General features: G+C 73.4%; 19 protein-coding genes. 15 read left to right on the forward strand and 4 right to left on the reverse strand.

Annotated elements, in window-relative coordinates:
* Positions 1-75: 75 nt before the first annotated feature.
* From NDAS_RS05635 to NDAS_RS05645, 3 genes are all read left to right on the forward strand, one after another.
* Positions 76-519 (forward strand): nitroreductase family deazaflavin-dependent oxidoreductase, encoded by a 444-nt coding sequence (locus tag NDAS_RS05635; protein WP_013152174.1) that lies wholly within the window; start codon positions 76-78, stop codon positions 517-519.
* A gap of 438 nt (positions 520-957) precedes the next feature.
* A complete protein-coding gene (locus NDAS_RS05640; protein ID WP_013152176.1) occupies positions 958-1404 on the forward strand; it encodes a carboxymuconolactone decarboxylase family protein in 447 nt (148 codons plus the stop codon).
* A 122-nt stretch (positions 1405-1526) separates the two neighbouring features.
* The gene (locus NDAS_RS05645) at positions 1527-3320 is read left to right on the forward strand and encodes an AMP-dependent synthetase/ligase (RefSeq protein ID WP_013152177.1); all 1794 of its coding nucleotides are present in this window, start codon (positions 1527-1529) and stop codon (positions 3318-3320) included.
* 86 nt (positions 3321-3406) lie between these two features.
* Here the strand turns inward: NDAS_RS05645 and NDAS_RS05650 are convergent, their stop codons facing one another.
* Positions 3407-4165: an IclR family transcriptional regulator gene (locus tag NDAS_RS05650; RefSeq protein ID WP_013152178.1), complete on the reverse strand. Its 759-nt coding sequence runs from the start codon at positions 4163-4165 to the stop codon at positions 3407-3409.
* Positions 4166-4370: 205 nt separating this feature from the next.
* Between NDAS_RS05650 and NDAS_RS05655 the strand changes: the two genes are divergently transcribed.
* The 3 genes from NDAS_RS05655 (at position 4371) to NDAS_RS05665 (ending at position 7412) form a co-directional block, all read left to right on the forward strand.
* Positions 4371-5723, forward strand: coding sequence for an RraA family protein (locus NDAS_RS05655; RefSeq protein ID WP_013152179.1), 1353 nt, complete (start codon positions 4371-4373; stop codon positions 5721-5723).
* Between the two features lie 88 nt (positions 5724-5811).
* Positions 5812-7158: a TRAP transporter large permease subunit gene (locus NDAS_RS05660; RefSeq protein ID WP_013152180.1), complete on the forward strand. Its 1347-nt coding sequence runs from the start codon at positions 5812-5814 to the stop codon at positions 7156-7158.
* 2 nt (positions 7159-7160) lie between these two features.
* On the forward strand, positions 7161-7412 hold the full coding sequence (locus NDAS_RS05665) for a hypothetical protein (protein ID WP_013152181.1): 252 nt from the start codon (positions 7161-7163) through the stop codon (positions 7410-7412).
* Positions 7413-7600: 188 nt separating this feature from the next.
* Here NDAS_RS05665 and NDAS_RS05670 read toward each other — a convergent pair whose 3' ends face one another.
* Complete coding sequence (locus NDAS_RS05670; RefSeq protein WP_013152182.1) at positions 7601-8134, reverse strand: DUF7144 family membrane protein; 534 nt, start codon at positions 8132-8134, stop codon at positions 7601-7603.
* Between the two features lie 226 nt (positions 8135-8360).
* On the opposite strand from NDAS_RS05670, the gene NDAS_RS05675 reads away from it, so the two are divergent.
* The 8 genes from NDAS_RS05675 (at position 8361) to NDAS_RS05710 (ending at position 15034) form a co-directional block, all read left to right on the forward strand.
* A complete protein-coding gene (locus NDAS_RS05675; protein ID WP_013152183.1) occupies positions 8361-8885 on the forward strand; it encodes an ArsR/SmtB family transcription factor in 525 nt (174 codons plus the stop codon).
* 10 nt (positions 8886-8895) lie between these two features.
* Positions 8896-9969, forward strand: a complete 1074-nt coding sequence (locus NDAS_RS05680; protein ID WP_013152184.1) for a serine hydrolase domain-containing protein — start codon at positions 8896-8898, stop codon at positions 9967-9969.
* Positions 9966-10349, forward strand: a complete 384-nt coding sequence (locus NDAS_RS05685) for a hypothetical protein (protein WP_013152185.1) — start codon at positions 9966-9968, stop codon at positions 10347-10349. The genes NDAS_RS05680 and NDAS_RS05685 overlap by 4 nt, the downstream gene beginning before the upstream one ends.
* A gap of 267 nt (positions 10350-10616) precedes the next feature.
* Positions 10617-12236 (forward strand): ATP-binding protein, encoded by a 1620-nt coding sequence (locus tag NDAS_RS29520; RefSeq protein WP_013152186.1) that lies wholly within the window; start codon positions 10617-10619, stop codon positions 12234-12236.
* 60 nt (positions 12237-12296) lie between these two features.
* Entirely contained in the window at positions 12297-12722 is a 426-nt protein-coding gene (locus NDAS_RS05695; RefSeq protein WP_013152187.1) for a roadblock/LC7 domain-containing protein, read from the forward strand.
* On the forward strand, positions 12719-13081 hold the full coding sequence (locus NDAS_RS05700) for a DUF742 domain-containing protein (RefSeq protein WP_013152188.1): 363 nt from the start codon (positions 12719-12721) through the stop codon (positions 13079-13081). The genes NDAS_RS05695 and NDAS_RS05700 overlap by 4 nt, the downstream gene beginning before the upstream one ends.
* The gene (locus tag NDAS_RS05705; RefSeq protein WP_013152189.1) at positions 13062-13772 is read left to right on the forward strand and encodes a GTP-binding protein; all 711 of its coding nucleotides are present in this window, start codon (positions 13062-13064) and stop codon (positions 13770-13772) included. The genes NDAS_RS05700 and NDAS_RS05705 overlap by 20 nt, the downstream gene beginning before the upstream one ends.
* Positions 13769-15034 (forward strand): cytochrome P450, encoded by a 1266-nt coding sequence (locus NDAS_RS05710; protein WP_013152190.1) that lies wholly within the window; start codon positions 13769-13771, stop codon positions 15032-15034. The genes NDAS_RS05705 and NDAS_RS05710 overlap by 4 nt, the downstream gene beginning before the upstream one ends.
* Before the next feature lie 197 nt (positions 15035-15231).
* Here the strand turns inward: NDAS_RS05710 and NDAS_RS05715 are convergent, their stop codons facing one another.
* Positions 15232-16188 carry an SDR family NAD(P)-dependent oxidoreductase gene (locus NDAS_RS05715; RefSeq protein ID WP_013152191.1) on the reverse strand — a complete coding sequence of 319 codons (957 nt, stop codon included), beginning with the start codon at positions 16186-16188 and terminating at the stop codon, positions 15232-15234.
* A gap of 172 nt (positions 16189-16360) precedes the next feature.
* Here NDAS_RS05715 and NDAS_RS05720 point away from each other — a divergent pair, with 172 nt between their 5' ends.
* Positions 16361-17332, forward strand: coding sequence for an alpha/beta fold hydrolase (locus tag NDAS_RS05720; protein ID WP_013152192.1), 972 nt, complete (start codon positions 16361-16363; stop codon positions 17330-17332).
* Positions 17333-17393: 61 nt separating this feature from the next.
* Here NDAS_RS05720 and NDAS_RS05725 read toward each other — a convergent pair whose 3' ends face one another.
* Positions 17394-18410, reverse strand: a complete 1017-nt coding sequence (locus tag NDAS_RS05725; RefSeq protein ID WP_013152193.1) for a methyltransferase — start codon at positions 18408-18410, stop codon at positions 17394-17396.
* Positions 18411-18564 lie beyond the last annotated feature (154 nt).

Genomic DNA, 18564 nt, shown 5'->3' on the forward strand with positions numbered 1-18564 from the left:
GCGGGGAAGTGATGTTGGCAGTGCTGTGGGCCAGTTCGGCCAGTCAGGACGAGCAACGACGAGGGAGACGATTCCATGCCGCTCGAAGGCGAGTACGAGCCGAGTCCGACGGAGTGGGTGCGCAACCAGGTTGAGCAGATCGAGCGGTCCGGCGGGAGGGAGGGGATGACCCTGCGCGGAATGCGGGTCATCCTGCTCACCACGCGCGGGGCCAAGAGCGGCAAGCTGCGCAAGACGCCGCTGATGCGGGTGGAGCACGAGGGGCGCTACGCCGTCGTCGCCTCGCTCGGCGGTGCGCCCAAGCACCCCGTCTGGTACTTCAACGTCCTCGCCGAGCCCCACGTGGAGCTGCGGGACGGGACCGTGAACCAGGACATGGTGGCCCGCGAGGTCACGGGCGAGGAGAAGGCGGTTTGGTGGGAGCGCGCGGTGGCGGCGTTCCCGGACTACGCCGACTACCAGAAGAAGACCGATCGCGAGATCCCGGTCTTCGTGCTGGAGCCCGTCGCCGAGAAGTGACGCGTCTGGAGGGCGGACCGGTCGGGGAAGGCGCCCCGGCCGGTCCGTTCGTGGTGGGGGCGTTCGCGCTCACGCCAGCCCGTGGGGGCGGGGAGGGCGCGACCACACATCCCCAACCCTCAAAAGCGTGGAAACCAAGGCCTTATGAAAGCTGACGCGAGCGCCACCGCTTGAGGGTTGGTCTCAGGCCCCTCGGTTCGGTCGTCAGTCCGCGCTCTGTGTCCGCTGGCGAAACGGTGAAGCAGAAACAAGGGAAATTCTGTGCTCTGATGTCTCGGATTGGATTACGGAAAGCCGAAAACCACACGAAAATACCTTAACCCGGCCTTCCGTCTCCGGTTTCGACCTTGACCCCGCGGTGCCCGGACCCCGTTGGTAGCGTTGTGGTCCGGGTCCCGGCCGGGACGGTGAAGGTGTTCGACGAGGAGGGCGGCCCCCGTGGCGAGAGAACGCGTGATCTGGGCGAAGAAGCTTCCCGAGGTCTACGGCAAGCTGGACGAGATCGACAAGGTCATCTCCGGGCACCTGGACGGCGCCCTGCTGGAACTGGTCAAGCTGCGCGCCTCGGTGCTCAACGGGTGCTCCTTCTGCATCGACCTGCACACCCAGCGCGCCCTGGAGGCGGGGGAGTCCCAGCAGCGGCTCTTCCTGGTGTCCGCCTGGTACGAGGCCGGTGAGATCTTCACCGACGCCGAGCGGTCCGCTCTGGCGCTCACCGACGAGATCACCCGCCTGGGCGAGCACGGGGTGTCCGACGAGGTCTACGAGGGCGCCGCCGAGCACTTCGAGGACCAGGAACTGGCCGCGCTCATCGCCGGCATCGCCATGATGAACCTCTACAACCGGCTGGCCGTCACCAGCCACCTGCACCCGCGCAAGCGCTGAGCCCGCCCCGCTCCGGGCCGCCGGCCCCTCGGCGCCCGGAGCGGGCACCCGTTTCCTGGGTAGGGATGAGTGCACCCGACCCCCGTCGGCCGTGCACGGAGATCCCGGACCCAGGAGCGCCCATGCCCCCCACCGGACGAACCCTTCCGAGCCTGCTCGCCCGCAACGCCGCCGACCGCCCCGACGCGCCCGCCCTGTCCTGGCGCGCGCCGGACGGCGGCGACTGGACCACCCTGACCTGGTCGCGGGTGCGCGACCGCGTCGCCGCGCTCGCCGAGGGCTACGCCGCCCTGGGAGTCGGACCCGGCGACCACGTCCTGCTCATGATGGGCAACCGCCCCGAGCACTGGCTGTCCGACCTCGCCCTCGTCCACGCGGGCGCCGTTCCCACCACGGTCTACGACACCGCCGCCTCCGAACAGGTCGCCCACGTCGCCCGGCACAGCCGCGCCCGCCTCGCCGTGGTGGGCGACACCGCGACCGCCACCGCGTGGGAGGGCCTGCTCGCCGACCCCGAGGTACCCCTCGCCGCGCTGGTCGTCGTGGACGGGGCCGACCCCGACCGCGGCCACACCGACTACGCCCTCCTGGAGAGCACCCCCGCCGGCACGGCCTTCGAACGCTGGCGCGACCTCACCCCCGACGACCTGCTCACCGTCGTCTACACCTCCGGGACCACCGGGGACCCCAAGGGCGTGGCCATCACGCACCGCGACATGCTCGCCAACGCCACCGCCCTGGACGCGGCCGTCGCCCTCCCCGAGCACCCCGACCACGTGTGCTACCTGCCCCTGGCCCACATCGCCGAACGCATGCTCGGCCTCTACCTGCCGGTCTTCCGCGCCTCCCACGTGTGGATGTGCGAAAGCCTCCGGGACCTGCCCGGGGTCCTGCGGCACGTGCGCCCGCCCCAGTTCTTTGGGGTTCCCCGCGTGTGGGAGAAGTTCGCCTCCGCCCTGCGCGCGGGGCTCGCCCGCATGCCCGAGGAGACGCGCGCCGCCGTGGACGCGGCCACGGCCGTGGCCGCCGAGCACGTCGCCCACCGCGAACGCGGCGAGGAGGTGCCCGCCGAACTCGGGGAACGCTTCGAGCGGGCCCGGGCCGAGGTCCTGCTTCCCCTGTTGGCCCAGGTGGGCCTGGACCGGGTGGGCTGGGCATCCAGCGCCTCCGCGCCGATGCCGCTGGACGTGGTGCGGTTCTGGGCCGGGTTCGGGATCGTGGTCATGGACGCCTGGGGCCTCACCGAGTCCGTGGGCGTGGCCACCGTCAACAGCCCCGCCACCGGGTTCCGGCTGGGCTCGGTCGGCCGCCCCCTCGCGAGCGTGCGGGTGCGGGTGGCCGAGGACGGCGAGGTGTGGCTGCGGGGGGAGTCGGTCTTCGGCGGCTACCTCCAACCGGACGGTTCGGTGCGCCCGGCCACCGACGCCGAGGGGTGGTTCGCCACCGGCGACGTCGGCCGCCTCGACGGGGACGGCTACCTGTGGATCACCGACCGCAAGAAGGAGCTCATCGTCACCTCCCAGGGCAAGAACGTCGCGCCCGCGCCGGTGGAGAACGCCCTCAAGGAGCACCCCATCGTCGGCCAGGCCTACGTGCACGGGGACCGCAGGCCCTACCTGGTGGCGCTGCTGGTACCCGACCGCGAGACGCTTCCGGTGTGGGCGGCGGCCCGGGGCATCGACACCGGCGGGGACTGGGAGGCGCTGGTCGCCCACCCCGAGGTGGCGGCGGAGGCCGAACGCGCGGTCGCGGCGGCCAACGCCCGGTTCAGCCGCGCGGAGGGTGTCAGGCGCCACCGGCTGCTTCCGGGCGAGTGGGGCCCGGACACCGGTGAGCTCACCCCCTCGCTCAAGCTCCGGCGCCGGGTCGTCCGGGAGCGCTACGCCGACGCCCTGGCGGAGCTGTACCGCGACTGACCCCGGGTCCGGTCAGTCGTCGTCCATGCCCGGAACCTATCCGGCCGGGACCCGAGCGCGGCCGCCCGCCCCCTGCGGGCGACGCCTCAGGCGCGCACCCCGATGGCGTTGGCGCCCCGTGACAGCTCGGGAAGCTGGGACAGCAGCTCCTCGGGGCTGGTCCTGTCACTGGTGGTCACCAGGTTGACGGCGCCCAGGGTCTCGCCCTCGGAGTCGTACAGCAGCCGGGTCAGGCTGAGGGCGCCGGGCTCCCGCTCGGACTCGGCGAGGTGGTAGCCGACCTCCCGGATCCGCTCGATCTGCGCCCGGAGGTCGGCGGCGTCCTGGGTTCTGCCCGAGGCCAGGCGCACCTCGGCGTGGTCGGCGAGGTAGGCGTCGAGCTCCTCGTCGTCCCAGTCGCTGAGCAGCACCTTGCCGCCGCCGATGTTGAGGGGCACCCTGCGCCCGATGGGGAACTGGTAGCGCAGCGGGTCGGCTCCGTCCACGCGCGCGATGAGGATGCGCTCCTGTCCCGAGCGCACGTAGACCGACGAGGTCAGACCGGTCGTGGCCGACAGTTCGGTGAGGATCGGCGTCGCGACGCTGCAGAGGCGGTCGTTGACGACGAAGGAGTGCGCCAGGGACAGCACCACCGGCCCGAGCGAGTAGCCCAGGCGCTCCTGCTGGACGTATCCGCGCCGTACGAGCTGGTTGACGGTGCGCTGCGTCGTGGCGAGGTGGAGCCCGCTCTCCCGCGCGATGTCGCTGAGCCGCAGGGGGCCGCGCGCCCGCTCCAGGCACTCCAGCACGTCCAGAGCCCGGTCCAGGGTGCGCCCCTGGTTGCCACCCCCAGCCGTCGCTCCCATCCGTGCCCTCGCCCGCCCTTCCGTCGTCGTTCGCCCTGTCCCGGGAGGGGGCCGATGTGCCCGTCCCCAAGGCGATGCGCGCATCGCCGCCCTCCCCTCAACGTAGCGGACGGGTTTCCGGCAGGTTGACACCGCGAAGCGTCGCAGGTCACACTCGCTATCAACAGGCAACAGAAACTATCACTCAATGATAGAGGGTGGGATTATGAAGGTCGCGGTGCTCGGGCTCGGAGAAGCCGGTGCCATCTACGCCGGCGCGTTCGCGGCCGCCGGTTGGCAGACCGTCGGCTACGACCCCTCGCCGGAGGCGCGGACGCCCGAGGGGGTGGCGCGGGCCGCCTCGACCGGCGAGGCGGTCGCCGACGCCGACCTGGTCCTCAGCCTCACCACGGCCGCGTACGCGGTGACCGCGGCCGAGGACGCACGGCCGGTGCTGCGCCGTGACGCGGTGTACGTGGACCTCAACGCCGCCGCCCCGGCGACCAAGACCGAGGTGGAGGCGGTCCTGGGGGAATCCGCCCAGGTCGTGGACGGTGCGATCATTGGTTCGGTGCTCAGGTACGGCGCCGAGGTCAACGTCCTGCTCTCCGGCCCCGCCTCCGGGGACGCCGCCCGGCTGCTCCGGGCGGTGGGCTCCGACGCCGAGCCCGTCGGCGGCGAGGTCGGGGCCGCGTCACGGCGCAAGCTGCTGCGCAGTGTCTTCATGAAGGGCCTGGGAGCCCTGATCACCGAGGCCGTGGACGCCGGGAGGGCCGCGGGGGAGGAGGCGTGGATGCGCACACAGGTCGCCGACGCGCTCGCCGACGGCACCTCCGCGCTGGAGCGCCTGGACAAGGGCACGCGCCTGCACGCCCTGCGCAGGGCGCACGAACTCCGCTCCAGCGTCGAACTCCTCGGTGAACTGGGCGTCGAGGCGCCGGTGAGCATCGGGGCCGCCGACCGCCACCTGTTCCTGGCGCGCTCGGGCGGGGAGGACGCGCGCGGGCTGGCCGACGCCTACGCCGGTGTCCCCACCGCAGCCATCGGCGACGGCCGCGACCGGCTCGGCTTCGTCTCCTCGCGGGTCCGCCCGGTCTGGCCCGGGGCGAGCGTCACCGGACGGGCGCTCACCGTCCTGACCCGCCCCGGCGACAACCGCGCCCTGCACCGGGCTCTGGCCCTCGCGCGGCCGGGGGACGTCCTGGTCGTGGACGGCGGGGGCGACACCTCACGCGCCCTGCTGGGCGAGCTCATCGCCGAACGCGCCCTCAACCGGGGCGTGCGCGGCATGGTGGTCGACGGCGCGGTCCGGGACGCCGACGAACTCCGCGACCTGGGCTTCCCCGTCTGGGCGGCCGGGATCTCGCCCGCCGGACCCTACAAGGACGGCCCCGGGCACGTGGGCCGGACGGTCTCGGTGGGCGGCGCGGTCTGCTCCACCGGGGACATCGTGGTCGCCGACGGCGACGGGGTGTTCTTCGTCCCCCGCCTGGAGGCGGAGCAGACCCTGCGCGCGGCCCGCGAGGTCGTCGCGGAGGAGGAGCGCCGCCGCGGCGCCATCCGGGCGGAACGCCGGTGAGCGCCCGCCCCGCCGGTTTCCGGCCGGATCCGTCCCCCGCCGCACCTGGCCGCCACCACTCCCCGACTCCCCTCCCGAAGGTCCACCCATGCCCATCGCACTCCTAGCCCTGGCGGCCTTCATCGCCGTGATCATCGTCTGGAACGTCGTGTTCAAACGGAACATGGGCGAGGCGATGCTGCTCGGACTGGTCGTCACCGCGCTGTTCGCCGGGGCGCAGGCGCCCGCGTACCTGCTGCGGGGGCTGGTCGACGCCCTCACCCACGAGGTGCTCTACGCGGCCCTGGCCTTCGTGTTCATGGCCTACCTGATCGACGTCACGGGCCTGATCCAGCGGATCCTGGCCATCCTGAACTCCCTCTTCGGACGCGTCCGCGGCGGCCCCGCCTTCATCGACACGGCCGGTTCCGCGGTCTTCGGCGCCCTGTCCGGGTCCAACTCCGCCAACACCGCCTCCAGCGGCTCCTTCACCGGCCCCTGGATGGTGCGCACGGGGTGGTCCCCCACCCGCGCCGCCACGGTGATGGCCGGCAACGGGGGGATGGGCGCGGCCCTGCCCCCCAGCGCCTCCATGGTCATCATGATCGGCTTCGCCGGGGGCATGGTCAGCACCGGCCAGGTCTACATGGGCCTGCTCGCGGCCGGGACCTACCAGATCCTGCTCAGGTTCGCCCTGATCGCGTACTTCGTGCGCAGGGACGGCATCCCCAGGGCCGACGAGACCGACCTGCTGCCCCTGCGCGAGTCCCTGCGGCAGGGTGCGGGAGCCCTGACCATCTTCCTGGGCGCGCTCATCCCGATCGTGATCACGGCGGGGCCCCTGGCCGACTACCTGGAGAACTCCACCCCGCTCGGCGGGGCCGTGGGGGAGATTTCGCTGCTGATCTGGATCCCGATCCTGATCATCGTGTTCTCCCTCGTCGCCGGACGCGACCGTCTGCCCCGGAACCCGCGGGACTGGTCGGCCCTGCTCGACGGCGCCCTGCCCAAGTTCGCCACCATCGGGGCCCTGCTGTTCTTCGCCATCGCGGCCAGCGAGATCCTGGCCCGCCTCGGCCTCGCGGAGGACGTCAACACCCTGCTGGAGAACCTGCCGGTCAACCGCGTCCTGCTGGTGGTGGCCGTCGGACTGGTGGTCACCCTGGTCGCCGGGCCGCTCTCCTCCACGGCGACCCTCACCGCGGTCGGGCAGATCTCCTTCCTGGCACTGGTGGGCGTGGGGGTCGACCCGCTCCTGGCGGTGATCGCCATCCTGGTGTTCGCCTCCACCGAGGGGGCCTCCCCGCCCGCGTCCGGGTCGATCTTCGTGGCGGCCGGACTGACGGGCGCCCGACCCGAGAGCACCTTCCTGCCGCTGATCGTCTACTACATGATCCCGATCTTCCTGATCGGCTGCCTCATCGGTTGGGGCGTCCTACCGGTCTTCGGAGGCTGAACATGACCACCATCAGATCCCGCGCCCTCGTCGTGGTGCGCACCCTGTTCAAACTGGGCCTCGTCGCCTGCTTCCTCCTCGGCGTCCTGCTCGTCGCCGGTCAGCTGGCCGGGGTCATCGCGCGGCGGCCGGACTGGATCACGACCACCTCGGACCTGTTGTTCGTCCCCGCGGTCGCGGCCGCGGCGGCCTTCGGGGTCCTCGGGTTCCTGGCCAACTACCTCACCGAGGGCGAGGGCGGGGGCGAGGACTGAGGCGCTCCGAGGGGGAGTGACCGACCCGCCGGGGGCGGTGGCCGAGGCCACCGCCCCCGGCCGTGTCCGCGGCGGCCGTCCCCAGGTGCGCGAAGGGGTCTTCTCCGGTCCGGCAGCCCCCACCGGCCGCGCGCGGGCGTGCGCAACCGCCCCCGTCCTGGGGAACGGGGGCGGCCCGGGAGGGGCTCTCAGTAGTTCTGCCCGGTGGTCTGCTGCGGTCCGGCCGCCTGCTGCGGCGAGCCGGTGCTCCCCTCCGGCGACTGCGCGGGCCTGGGCGCCGCGTGGGCGGCGTTGTACCCGCTCTGGTAGGCGCCCTCGTGGTGTTCGGTGCGCCCGGACTCGCGCTCGCGGTCGGGCCAGCCGGCGGTCAGGCCGTAGATCACCAGCAGGTCCACGGCGATGGCCACCATCGACCACAGCGGCATCGCCATCACGAAGCCCAGTTGGGCGATGGCGTTCACCGAGGCGAGGACCAGGGCGAAGCCCCGGGCCCACGTGCTGCGGGACAGCACGGCCAGACCGGCGACGATCAGCACCGCCCCCCACAGGCCCAGCAGCACGCCCCAGGAGGTGTAGCCCACCAGGAGCACGTCCGTGCTCTCCACGGCGTAGAACTCGGGGGTCAGGAGTGCCACCAGCCCCTGGATGACGTTGACCGCCCCGATGACGATCAGCAGTGTCGCGACGAAGAACTGCCAGCCGTTGGCTGCCTGCGTTCGCATGTTCCGGATCCTTCCCGGCCGTCCCCGCTGGCCTCTGCGCGGTCCGGGACGTGGGAACGGCCGCTCGGGTGTCCCTCTTGCGGATGCGCGATCCGCGCGCCTTGTCTTCATCATCCGACCCGGCGGGTCAGCGACACCCCACCCGTTCCTACGGATCGGGCAAAGCTCCCGGGCCTGCTACTCTAAAAGTACGTAATTACGGAAAAGCATGTAAGGTGGAGGTGCGGTGGACAGGACGACGGAGGAGCGCCTGGCCGAGCTGGAGGCGCGGGTCAGCGCCCTGGAGGCGGCCGGCGAACGCGCGACCGAGACACCCCGGGCGGAGGCGCTCGGAGACGTGTTCTTCGCGCTCAACGCCCTGCGGGAACGCGTCACCGGACACGGCGGCGTGGTCTTCGCGGGGATCGTCCGCGGCGGGGAGGGGGAGGAGGACACGCTGGAGTGGCAGCAGGGGCTGCCGGTCGAGCGCCTGGAGGAGTCCGACTGGGCCCGCCACGCCGCCAGCCTCGACGCCCTGGGCAACCCCGTCCGGCTCCAGTTGCTACAGGCGGTCTGGAGGGGAACCGGGACCGTCGCCGCCCTGGCCGAGCGTTCCGACTTCGGCACGACCGGCCAGATCTACCACCACGTCAACCTGCTCGCCGCGGCCGGATGGCTCACCACCGTCCGGCGCGGCCACTACGCCATTCCACCGGAACGCGTCGTCCCCCTGCTCGCCATCCTCACGGCGGCCGGGGGAGCACCCCAGTAAGGAGGGCTCCGTGAGAGCCAGAGGAAGAACTGTCGCGGTCGCCTGTGCGGCGGCCGCCCTGGTCGTGGTGCTCGGGGTCGCCGCACGGCCGCACACACCCGCCCTGTCCGCCGAGGAGTCCGGGGACCCCGGACTCCTCGACCGGGCGCGCCCGCTGCTGTCCGAGGGCGTGCGCGACCGCGTCAGCGTCGTCGAGGTCGACGGCGGACGGGTGAGCTTCGCCCACTTCGGAGCAGACGACGGCACCGACTACGAGATCGGCTCGGTCTCCAAGACCATGACCGGGATGCTGCTCGCCATCGCCGTCGAACGCGGCGAGGTCACCGCCGACACCCGGCTCGGGGAGCTGGTCGAGCTGGACGGCGCCCCCGCCGCCGACGTCACCCTGGCCGAGCTGACCAGCCACCGCTCCGGACTGCCCCGACTCTCCACCCGCGTGCCCGACATGGCGGTCTCGGTGGCGGCCTCCTACCTGGGCAACGACCCCTACCCCTACGACTACGACGACCTGGTCGCGCAGGTGGCCGCGGCGGAGCTGGCCGACCGCGGCGAGTCCCGCTACTCCAACATGGGCACCGCGATCCTGGGCCACGCCCTGGCCAACGCCGCCGGGACCGACTACGCCACCCTCCTGCGCGAGCGGCTGCTCGACCCCCTGGGCATGGACGACACGACCCTGCCCGAATCCGGGGACGACCTGCCCGAGGACGCGACCCGGGGTTACACCGACAGGGGGCGCCGGGCCGACCCCTGGCTGGCCCACGCCTACGCTCCCACCGGGGGCGTGCGCTCCACCCCCGCCGACATGGCGCGCTTCGCCGGGGCGCTGCTGGAGGGCGCCGCGCCGGGCGCGGCGGCCCTGGAACCGCGCTGGGACGGCGGGCCGGACCACCGGATCGGGTTCGCCTGGGTCACACAGGAGCACGGCGGCACCGAGGTCACCTGGCACAACGGCGGTACCGGGGGTTTCGCCTCCATGGTCGCCCTGGACCGGGAGGGCGGGCGCGCGGTGCTGGCCTTCGGCAACACGACCACCGGACTGGAAGACGCCGTCCTGGAACTGCTGACGGAGGACGCCCGATGAGCGTGACGGACGTGCTGACCTACGCCGGGGCCGCGTTCCTCAACGGCATCTGCGTCGTGAGCGCGGCGGACGTCCTCCTGCGGTTCCGGGGCCGGGGCAGGTTCCGCTTCGCGGACCGCTGGGACGTGTTGAACCGGACGGCCCACACGCTCTTCTTCCTGGTGCTCTCGCTGCTGCTGACCACGTGGGCGTCCTTCCCCGTGGCGGTCTGGTACCTGGACGTGGCCCTGAGCGCGGGGGCCGCCGCGGCCGCGGTGCTGTGCTGGCCCGGCCTGCCCGCGCGCGCCGCCGACGCGGGCGCCGCCTCCCGACGCCACTCCGCGATCGGCGCGCTGGTCTTCCTGGCGGTGGTCCTCGCGGTCTTCCTCCTTTTCTCCTGAACCGAGCATCCGCGCGAAAAGCGCGCAATGCAGGGGTATGTCAGAATTAAGAAGAGCGGAAAAAGCGGGATGCCGCACTTCTCCGCCGTCTGACCGGGGTTCCTCGCGAGAAAGCCCACGTGCCTTTCGCCCGTGGTCTACGGTGATTTCCGTCCGCCCTCGAATTCCCCGGGGGAAACCGGGTGGACCTCCCCTGCCCGGAGACCGGGCGACGGGACCGGGCACGGCCCGCTCCCTTCGCGCGATTGCCCCGCGAGGAACCCGCCCATGCCAGTTCACCCGTCCGACCGACAACGGCGGCCACCGCGCCCCGGACGACAGGCCCTGTTCGCCCTGGTCGCCGTGACCGCGCTGGCGGCCCCAGCCTGGTCCTGGGCGGTCGTCACGGCCCACCCCGACGCCCGACAGAGCGTGGCCCTGGCCGTCGGAGCGGCCGGAGCCGCCCTGTGCGCCGCCGTCACCGCGGCGGCGCACCAGGCCGCCGCGGCCCGCGCCGCGCGCGAGCACGGCACCCGGGTCGACGCCACCGCCCAGGCCCTCGAACGCGAGGCCGAGCACCTGGTGGACCAGCTCCTGCCCGCCCTCACCGAGGGCCTGCGCGCGGGCCGCACCGCGCGCGAGGTCCTCGCCGAGCACCCCCAGCCCCGCCACGTCGCGCTGCACCGGCTCACCCACGCCGTCACCGCCGAGCTCGACACCGCGCGCGTGCGCGCCGCCGACGCCCTCGCCCGGTGCACCGCGCTGGAGGAGCAGATCGCCGACCTCGACCGCGTCGGCCTGCCGCTCATGGTCGCCCGCGTGCGCGAGGACCGCGTCGGCGCCGCCGAGACCCTGCGGGAGGAACTGCCCCCCGTCCACGGCGCCCTCGCCCGCCTGCGCGCGCACACGCTGGAGGAGCTGCTGGCCGCCGCCCGCCGTTCCGCCTCGGCCATGGAGACCGCCGCCGCCTCCGGCGCCCGCATCCAGGCCCACCTGACCTCCCTGCTGGCCAGGCTCCGCGAACTCCAGGACCGCTACGGCGACAACCCCGGTGTCTTCGGCGACCTCCTGGACGTCGACCACGGGGTCTCCCGCACGGGCCGCCTCGCCGACGGCCTCGTCGTCCTGGCCGGGGGCCGCTCGGGCCGCCGCTGGACCCGGCCCATCGTCATGGAGAGCGTCCTGCGCGGCGCCATGGGCCGCATCAACGCCTACCGCCGCGTGCGCCTGCACAACACCAGCACCGCCTCCATCGCCGGGCACGCCGCCGAGGGCGTCATGCAGGCCCTGGCCGAACTCATGGACAACGCCGCCAACTTCTCCGCCCACGGCACCGAGGTGCACGTCTACGTCCAGGAGGAGGACACCGGCCTGTCCGTCACCGTCGAGGACAGCGGACTGGGCATGCGCGTGCGCGAGCGCAGGCTCGCCGAGAGCCTGGTCACCGAGCCCCGCGACCTGTCCACGCTGCGCGGCACCCGCACGGGCCTGGCGGTCGTGGGCCGCCTCGCCCACAAGCACGCGCTCGGCGTCAGCTTCCGTCCCTCGGCCCGCGGCGGCGTGGGCGTCGTCGTCCTCGTCCCGCCGCACCTGGTCACCGAGTCCCAGCCCGCCCCCGGCGGCCCGCGCGCCGGGCACCGCCCCCGGCGCTCCGCCGGGCCCGCGCCCGCCGCGGGACCGGGCCCCGGTGCCGGTACGGCGGCCCCCGGGCCCGACAGCCCCGCCGCGCCCGCCCGCGCCGCCTCCGGGCTGCCCCGGCGGCGGCGCGGCCAGACCCTCGCCGCGGCGCTGCGGGAGGAGCCCGACCAGCTCTCCGCCGGTCCGGTCACGCCCGGACCCGGCGGCGACCCCGGCACCAGGTTCGCGTCCTTCCGCAACGCACGCCAGCCACAACGAGCCGAAGAGTAGAGAAGAGAAACGGAGGGAGGGGCACGGACCGGGCCCGCGCGCGGCTGCCCCGCGACCCCGATGAACACCATGGACACCAGCCTCGACTGGCTTCTGGAGAACCTGCGCCACGGGACACCGGGCATCCGCCACGTGCTCGTGCTGTCCAGGGACGGACTCAGGATGTGCCACACCCGCGAACTGCACACCGACCGCGCCGACCAGCTCGCCGCCATCGCCGCGGGCATCCAGAGCCTGTCCCTGAGCGCCTCCGCCGAGTTCGGCGACCGCGGCGGCGCGGGTCAGGCCATGGTCGAGTTCGGCGGAGGCGTCCTGCTCATCATCCGCGCCGGGGAGGGCGCCCACCTGGCGGTGATCGCCGCCGGGGAAGCCGACGTCGGCGTGATCGGCCACAGCATGAACGCACTCGTCGAACGGATCGGCGGCTTCCTGACGGCCGCCCCGCGCCGGAGCGAGCGGGTCCGAGTGGGCGCCGAGCAGCGGTGACCCACCACGACTGCCTCCGGGGAGAGTCCCCCGACCGCCTGTACACCGTGACCGGCGGGCGCTCCGACGCGGACACCCGCGTGTTGGACTCGGTCACCCTCGTCGTCGCCGAGTGCGACCCCGTGCCCGGCATGCAGTCCGAGCACGCCGCGATCCTGCGCCTGTGCGCGTACCCGACCGCCGTGGTGGAGCTGTCCGCGGAGCTGCGGCTCCCCGTCAGCGTCGTGCGGATCCTCCTGCTGGACCTGCTGGACACGGGGCGGGTGACGGCCCGCCACCCGGCGGCCCTCACCCGGCAGGAGGCCGGGCACGACCCCGAGACCCTGAAGCAGGTGCTCCTTGCCCTCCAACGCCTCTGAACGGCCGGCCGGGCCGCACCGGGCCCCGCTCGCCGCGACGGCCGACAACGCGCTCAAGATCGTCGTCGTCGGCGGGTTCGGCGTCGGCAAGACCACCCTGGTCGACTCCGTCAGCGAGACGCGCCCGGTGAGGACCGAGGAGGTCATGACCCGGGCCGGTGTCGGGATCGACGACCTCAGTGCCGTCCGCGACAAGCGCACCACCACCGTGGCCTTCGACTTCGGGCGCATCACCGTGGACGAGCGGCGCGTGCTCTACCTCTTCGGCGCCCCCGGCCAGAAGCGGTTCTGGTTCCTGTGGAACCAGCTGTTCGAGGGCAGCCTGGGCGCGGTCGTCCTCGTGGACACCGACCGCATCCGGGACTCCTGGTACGCCGTGGACCGGCTCGAACACCACCGCACGCCCTTCGTGGTCGCGGTGAACCGCTTCGGCCCCGGACCCGCCCTGCCCGAGGTGCGACGCGCCCTGGACCTGTCCGGGCGGGTCCCCGTGGTGGACTGCGACGCCCGCAGCCGCGAGTCCAGCCGCGACGTCCTGATCACCCTCGTCCAGCACGTGTCCGGACCCGTCGCCGGGTACCCGTCCGCGCCGACGACGGCGTTCGCGCCCGGGTCAGGGCGGGAGTCCGCACCGGCGCCGATGTCCGGCTCCGCGTCCGCACCCGCGCCGCCCCAGGAGGAGACGACGTGAACCACAGCCCGGGTCCGGAGGCCGCGGCACCGGCCAGCAGCGGCCCGCCGCCCCCCTCCCCGGACCACGCGGGCGCCGCCCGCCTGTACGGCCCCGACATCGCCCGCGACCCGGCCGGGCTCTACGAGGAGCTGCGCGGACGCTACGGCCCGGTCGCGCCCGTGCTGCTCGACGGCGACGTTCCGGCGTGGTTCGTCATGGGCTACCGGGAGCTGCACCACGTCACCAGCAGACCCGAGTGGTTCGCCCGCGACTGCCGCCGCTGGAACCAGTGGGACCGCGTCGGCCGGGACTGGCCGCTCCTGCCCTACGTGATGTGGACGCCCTCGGTCATGTTCGCCGAGGGGGCCGAACACCAGCGGCGCGCGGGCGCGATCGGCGACGCCCTGGACGCCGTGGACCGCGCCGACCTCAGGACCCTGTGCCAGCGGGCCGCCGACGGCCTCGTCGACGCCTTCCGCGCGGAGGGCGAGGCCGACCTGGTCTCCCAGTACGCGCACCGCATCCCCGCGATGGTGGTCGCCCGGCTCTGCGGCCTGCCGGAGGCGGAGGTCCCGGCACTGGTGCGCGACGTCGTGCTCTCGCTCGACGTCGCCGCCGACGCGGGCGGCGCCCACCGGCGCCTGCACGCCCGCCTGGACGCCCTGGTCGCCGACCGCCGCGCCGCGCCGCGCGACGACGTGCCCTCGCGGCTGCTGCTGCACCCGGCGGGCCTGAGCGACGCCGAGGCGGTCATCGACCTGCTGGTGGTCCTCGCCGCGGCCCAGGCGCCCACCGGCGACTGGATCGGCAACACCCTGCTCCTGATGCTCACCGACGACCAGTTCTCGCTCACCCTCCAGGGCGGGCGCGGCAGCGCGGGCGAGGCCCTCAACGAGGTGCTGTGGAAGGACACCCCCACGCAGAACTTCATCGGCCGGTGGGCCGTGCAGGCCTGTGAGCTGGGCGGGCGCGGCATCCGACGCGGCGACATGCTGGTGCTGGGACTGTCGGCGGCCAACGCCGACCCCCGCCTGCACGCAGGGCTCCCCGACGTCCACAGCGGCAACCGCGCGCAGATGTCCTTCGGCCACGGCGAGCACGGGTGCCCCTTCCCGGCACCGGAGATCGCGGAGACGATCGCCCGCACGGCGGTGGAGAGCCTGCTGGACCGGCTGCCGGACGTGCGGCTGGCGGTGCCTTCGGAGCGGCTGGAGTGGCGGCCGTCGCTGTGGATGCGCGGACTGTTCGAGCTCCCGGCGCGCTTCACGCCGCAACGGTAGGGGGCGGCAGGAAGTGTTGCCGGCGTGACGCGAGGGGTCTGACCACGGGAACCGCTGGATGGAATATCACGAGTTCTCCGGGTGGAATTCCTTGTATGGGAGGTATGTCGATTGCGGGACTTCGGTGATCATTCCGTGCCGCCGTCCACGGGGCGCGGTCCCCGCGGACGGCGGCACGGGCCGCGACCGGCCGCCGCTCAGGCGAGGGCGTCCTCCCCGGTCAGCTCGGCGGAGAACGCCCACAGGCGCTCGGCCTGCGCGGGATCGGCCGCGTGGTCGCGCACGCCCTCCACGCCGGGCTCGGTTCCGGCGGGCACGGCCACGTCGCAGTCCTCGCAGTACACCCCGCCCATCCCGGCCAGCCGCGGCGAGGTGGCCGCCCACACCTGGGTGGCCGCGCCCTGCTCCGGCGTCTTGAACCGGGGGTCGATCAGCTCACCGTTCCCGTCGACCCACCCCGCGTCGACCATCTCCCGCCGCGTCATGTGCCGCTGCAAGGGGGTGAGGATCGCGCCCGGGTGCAGGGAGAAGGCCCGCACCCCGAGGGGTTCTCCCAGCCGGTCCAGGTGGAGGGCGAACAGGGCGTTGGCGGTCTTGGACTGCCCGTAGGCCAGCCACCGGTCGTAGCCCTGGGCGAACCACGGGTCCTCCCAGCGGATCGGTGAGGCCTGGTGCGCGCCGGAGGACACCGAGACCACCCGCGCCCCGCCCTCGGCCAGGGCCGGCCAGAGCCGGTTGACCAGGGTGAAGTGCCCCAGGTGGTTGGTGGCGAACTGGTACTCCCAGCCGGGTCCGGCGACGGCCTGGGGGCAGGCCATCACCCCGGCGTTGTTGACGAGGACGTCGATCGCGCGCCCCGTCCTGAGGAAGCGTTCGGCGAAGGCGCGCACGTCGCCCTGGTCGGACAGCTCCAGGCCGTCGACCTCCACGCCCTCGACCCCGGCCAGGGCCTCGGCCGCCGCCTCGGGCCGCCGCGCGGGCACGACGACGCGGGCGCCCGCCTCCGCCAGGGCCCGGGTGGTCTCCAGCCCGATGCCCGAGTACCCGCCGGTGACGACGGCCAGCCGTCCGGTCAGGTCGATTCCGTCCAGGACCTCGCGCGCGGTGCTGCGCCCGCCGAAGCCCGAGCCGATCCTTCGCTGTGGTGTGGTCATGGACCGGAGCCTAGGTACTGGAGCGCGCTCCACTTCAAGCGGCGCAGGTGGGGAGGGTGTTCCCGCCGGGGACACGGCCGGCTCCCGCCCCCGAGGGAGCCTGGAGGAGCCGGACCCGCCGGTATAGCGTGACTGTGCCCCCCACCCCTCAGCGACGAGGAGCGCGTACGCCATGAACGTGGAACACAGGGACGTCGAGGTCAACGGAATCCGTCTGCACGTCGCCGAGCAGGGCAGCGGACCGCTCGTCCTGCTCCTGCACGGCTTCCCCGAGAGCTGGTACTCCTGGCGCCACCAGTTCGCCCCGCTGGCCGGGGCCGGGTACCGCGTGGCCGCCCCCGACCAGCGCGGTTACGCCCGAAGCGACCGGCCCGAGGCGGTGGACGCCTACACCCTGCCCCACCTGGTCGGCGACGTCGTCGCCCTCGTCTCCGCGCTGGGGGAGGAGAGCGCGGTCGTGGTCGGCCACGACTGGGGGGCGCCGGTGGCCTGGGCCACCGCCATGATGCGCCCCGACCTGGTCCGCGGCGTGGCGGGCCTGAGCGTTCCGCCCGTTCCGCCCGCCATGATGCCGTCGGTCTCGTCCTCCCGCGCCGTCTACGGCGACGGCTTCTACCAGGCCTACTTCCAGGAGCCGGGCGTCGCCGACGCCGAGTTGGCCGCCGACCCCGCCTCGACCCTGCGCCGCCTCCTGGTCGGGGCCTCCGGCGACGCCCCCTTCGACCAGCCCCGGCTGTGGATCGTGCCCGAGGGCGAGAGCGCGCTGGGCTCCCTGCCCGAACCGGAGGAGCTGCCCTCCTGGCTCACCGAGGAGGACCTGGCCGCTTTCACGGCCGACTACTCCGACCCCGACGCCTTCACCGGTCCGCTCAACTGGTACCGCAACATCGACCGCAACCAGGGGCTCATGTCGCCCTTCCAGGGGCGCGTCATCGACGTGCCCGCGCTGTACGTGGGCGGTGACAAGGACCTGGTCAGGGCCATGCGCGGCGTTCCCGAACTCCTGGAGAACCTGTCGCTGGTCGCACCGGGGCTGCACGCCGGCGTCACCCTGCCCGGTTGCGGCCACTGGACCCAGCAGGAGCGCCCCGAGGAGGTCAACGCGGCCCTGCTGGACTTCCTCGCCGCCGTCCACGGGGGCTGAGCCGTGCCCGTGCGCGCCGGCTCCGGCGCGCACGTCCACGGTGGCGGCACAGGTGCGCCGCTCAGGCGCGCACCCCCTCGACGACGCTGGTCCCGAAGCTGGGCAGGACACGGGTCAACTTCAGTCCGGCCTGCTCGAAGAGGTCGGCGAACTGGGACCTGGTGCGCTGCTTGCCGTCGCAGTGGGCGAGCATGCTCAGGTCCATGAACTTGGCGGTCCGGGCGGGACCCGGGGAGTCGGGCACCACCACCTCCGCGAGCAGGACGCGCCCGTCGCGGGTCATCGCCTCACGGCAGTGGGAGAGGATCCGCGCGGCGTCCTGGTCGCCCCAGTTGTGGATGACGTTCGACAGCAGGTAGGCGTCGCCCCCCTCGGGGACGGAGGAGAGGAAGTCCCCGCTGACGACGCGGCACCGCTCACGGACGCCCTCCAGCACCGGTCCGGCGTGGGCGACCACCTCGGACCGGTCGAAGAGCACGCCGCGCAGACCGGGATGGGCCGACAGCACGATGGCCAGCAGCCTGCCCCGGCCCCCGCCGACGTCCACGAGGGTGTGGTGCGCGCCGAAGTCGTAGCTGCCCGCCACGCCCCGGGTGAGCTGGGCGGAGATGTCGGTCATGCCCTCGTCGAAGACCGCCGCGGTCTCGGGGTGCTCGTCCAGGTAGGCCCAGGCCGTCCGGCCGTGCACCTGCTCGAACACCGAGCGCCCGGTCCGCACCGCTTGGGCCAGGTGGGCCATGGTGGACCGCTCGGCCTGGCTGCCGACCCACCGGGCGTAGCCGCGCATGGAGTCGGCCGCGTCCCCGCGCAGGGCGCGGCCGAGCCCGGTCAGGGCGAAGTGCCGCCGCGGTCCCTCCTCGACGAGGTCGAGGTCGGCGCAGGCGCGCAGGAGGCGGTGGAGGGCGTCGGCGTCGGCGCCGATCCTCTCGGCGATCTCGTCGACGGGCAGGGGTTTGAAGGTCATGGCGTCGGCGACGCCGAGTTCGGCCGCCGCGCTCACGGCGGCCGCCACCCAGCTGGCGGTGATGAGCTCGAACAGTTTCGTGGCCGAAGGACTCGGGGGTGCGGATGCGGACATCGCGGTCCTTTCAGGTGGTGCCCCTCCGGGGGTGCGGAGAGGGGCGGCCAGATGCGCCTATGCGGCATCGATGGAGCCGTATAACAGGGTAAACTACGGAGCGTGCCTAGAAAATCGCATACTGTGGACACAGGTTCGAGCGAGCCGGATGCGA

Source organism: Nocardiopsis dassonvillei subsp. dassonvillei DSM 43111 (assembly GCF_000092985.1).
Taxonomy (GTDB): Bacteria; Actinomycetota; Actinomycetes; order Streptosporangiales; family Streptosporangiaceae; genus Nocardiopsis; species Nocardiopsis dassonvillei.

Excerpts from the sequence above, each read along its gene's own strand:
- NDAS_RS05635 (WP_013152174.1), top strand. The coding sequence starts at position 76 with ATGCCGCTCGAAGGCGAGTACGAGCCGAGTCCGACGGAGTGGGTGCGC.
- NDAS_RS05645 (WP_013152177.1), top strand. The coding sequence starts at position 1,527 with ATGCCCCCCACCGGACGAACCCTTCCGAGCCTGCTCGCCCGCAACGCC.
- NDAS_RS05650 (WP_013152178.1), bottom strand. The coding sequence starts at position 4,165 with ATGGGAGCGACGGCTGGGGGTGGCAACCAGGGGCGCACCCTGGACCGG.
- NDAS_RS05655 (WP_013152179.1), top strand. The coding sequence starts at position 4,371 with ATGAAGGTCGCGGTGCTCGGGCTCGGAGAAGCCGGTGCCATCTACGCC.
- NDAS_RS05660 (WP_013152180.1), top strand. The coding sequence starts at position 5,812 with ATGCCCATCGCACTCCTAGCCCTGGCGGCCTTCATCGCCGTGATCATC.
- NDAS_RS05665 (WP_013152181.1), top strand. The coding sequence starts at position 7,161 with ATGACCACCATCAGATCCCGCGCCCTCGTCGTGGTGCGCACCCTGTTC.
- NDAS_RS05670 (WP_013152182.1), bottom strand. The coding sequence starts at position 8,134 with ATGCGAACGCAGGCAGCCAACGGCTGGCAGTTCTTCGTCGCGACACTG.
- NDAS_RS05685 (WP_013152185.1), top strand. The coding sequence starts at position 9,966 with ATGAGCGTGACGGACGTGCTGACCTACGCCGGGGCCGCGTTCCTCAAC.
- NDAS_RS29520 (WP_013152186.1), top strand. The coding sequence starts at position 10,617 with ATGCCAGTTCACCCGTCCGACCGACAACGGCGGCCACCGCGCCCCGGA.
- NDAS_RS05695 (WP_013152187.1), top strand. The coding sequence starts at position 12,297 with ATGAACACCATGGACACCAGCCTCGACTGGCTTCTGGAGAACCTGCGC.
- NDAS_RS05715 (WP_013152191.1), bottom strand. The coding sequence starts at position 16,188 with ATGACCACACCACAGCGAAGGATCGGCTCGGGCTTCGGCGGGCGCAGC.
- NDAS_RS05720 (WP_013152192.1), top strand. The coding sequence starts at position 16,361 with ATGAACGTGGAACACAGGGACGTCGAGGTCAACGGAATCCGTCTGCAC.
- NDAS_RS05725 (WP_013152193.1), bottom strand. The coding sequence starts at position 18,410 with ATGTCCGCATCCGCACCCCCGAGTCCTTCGGCCACGAAACTGTTCGAG.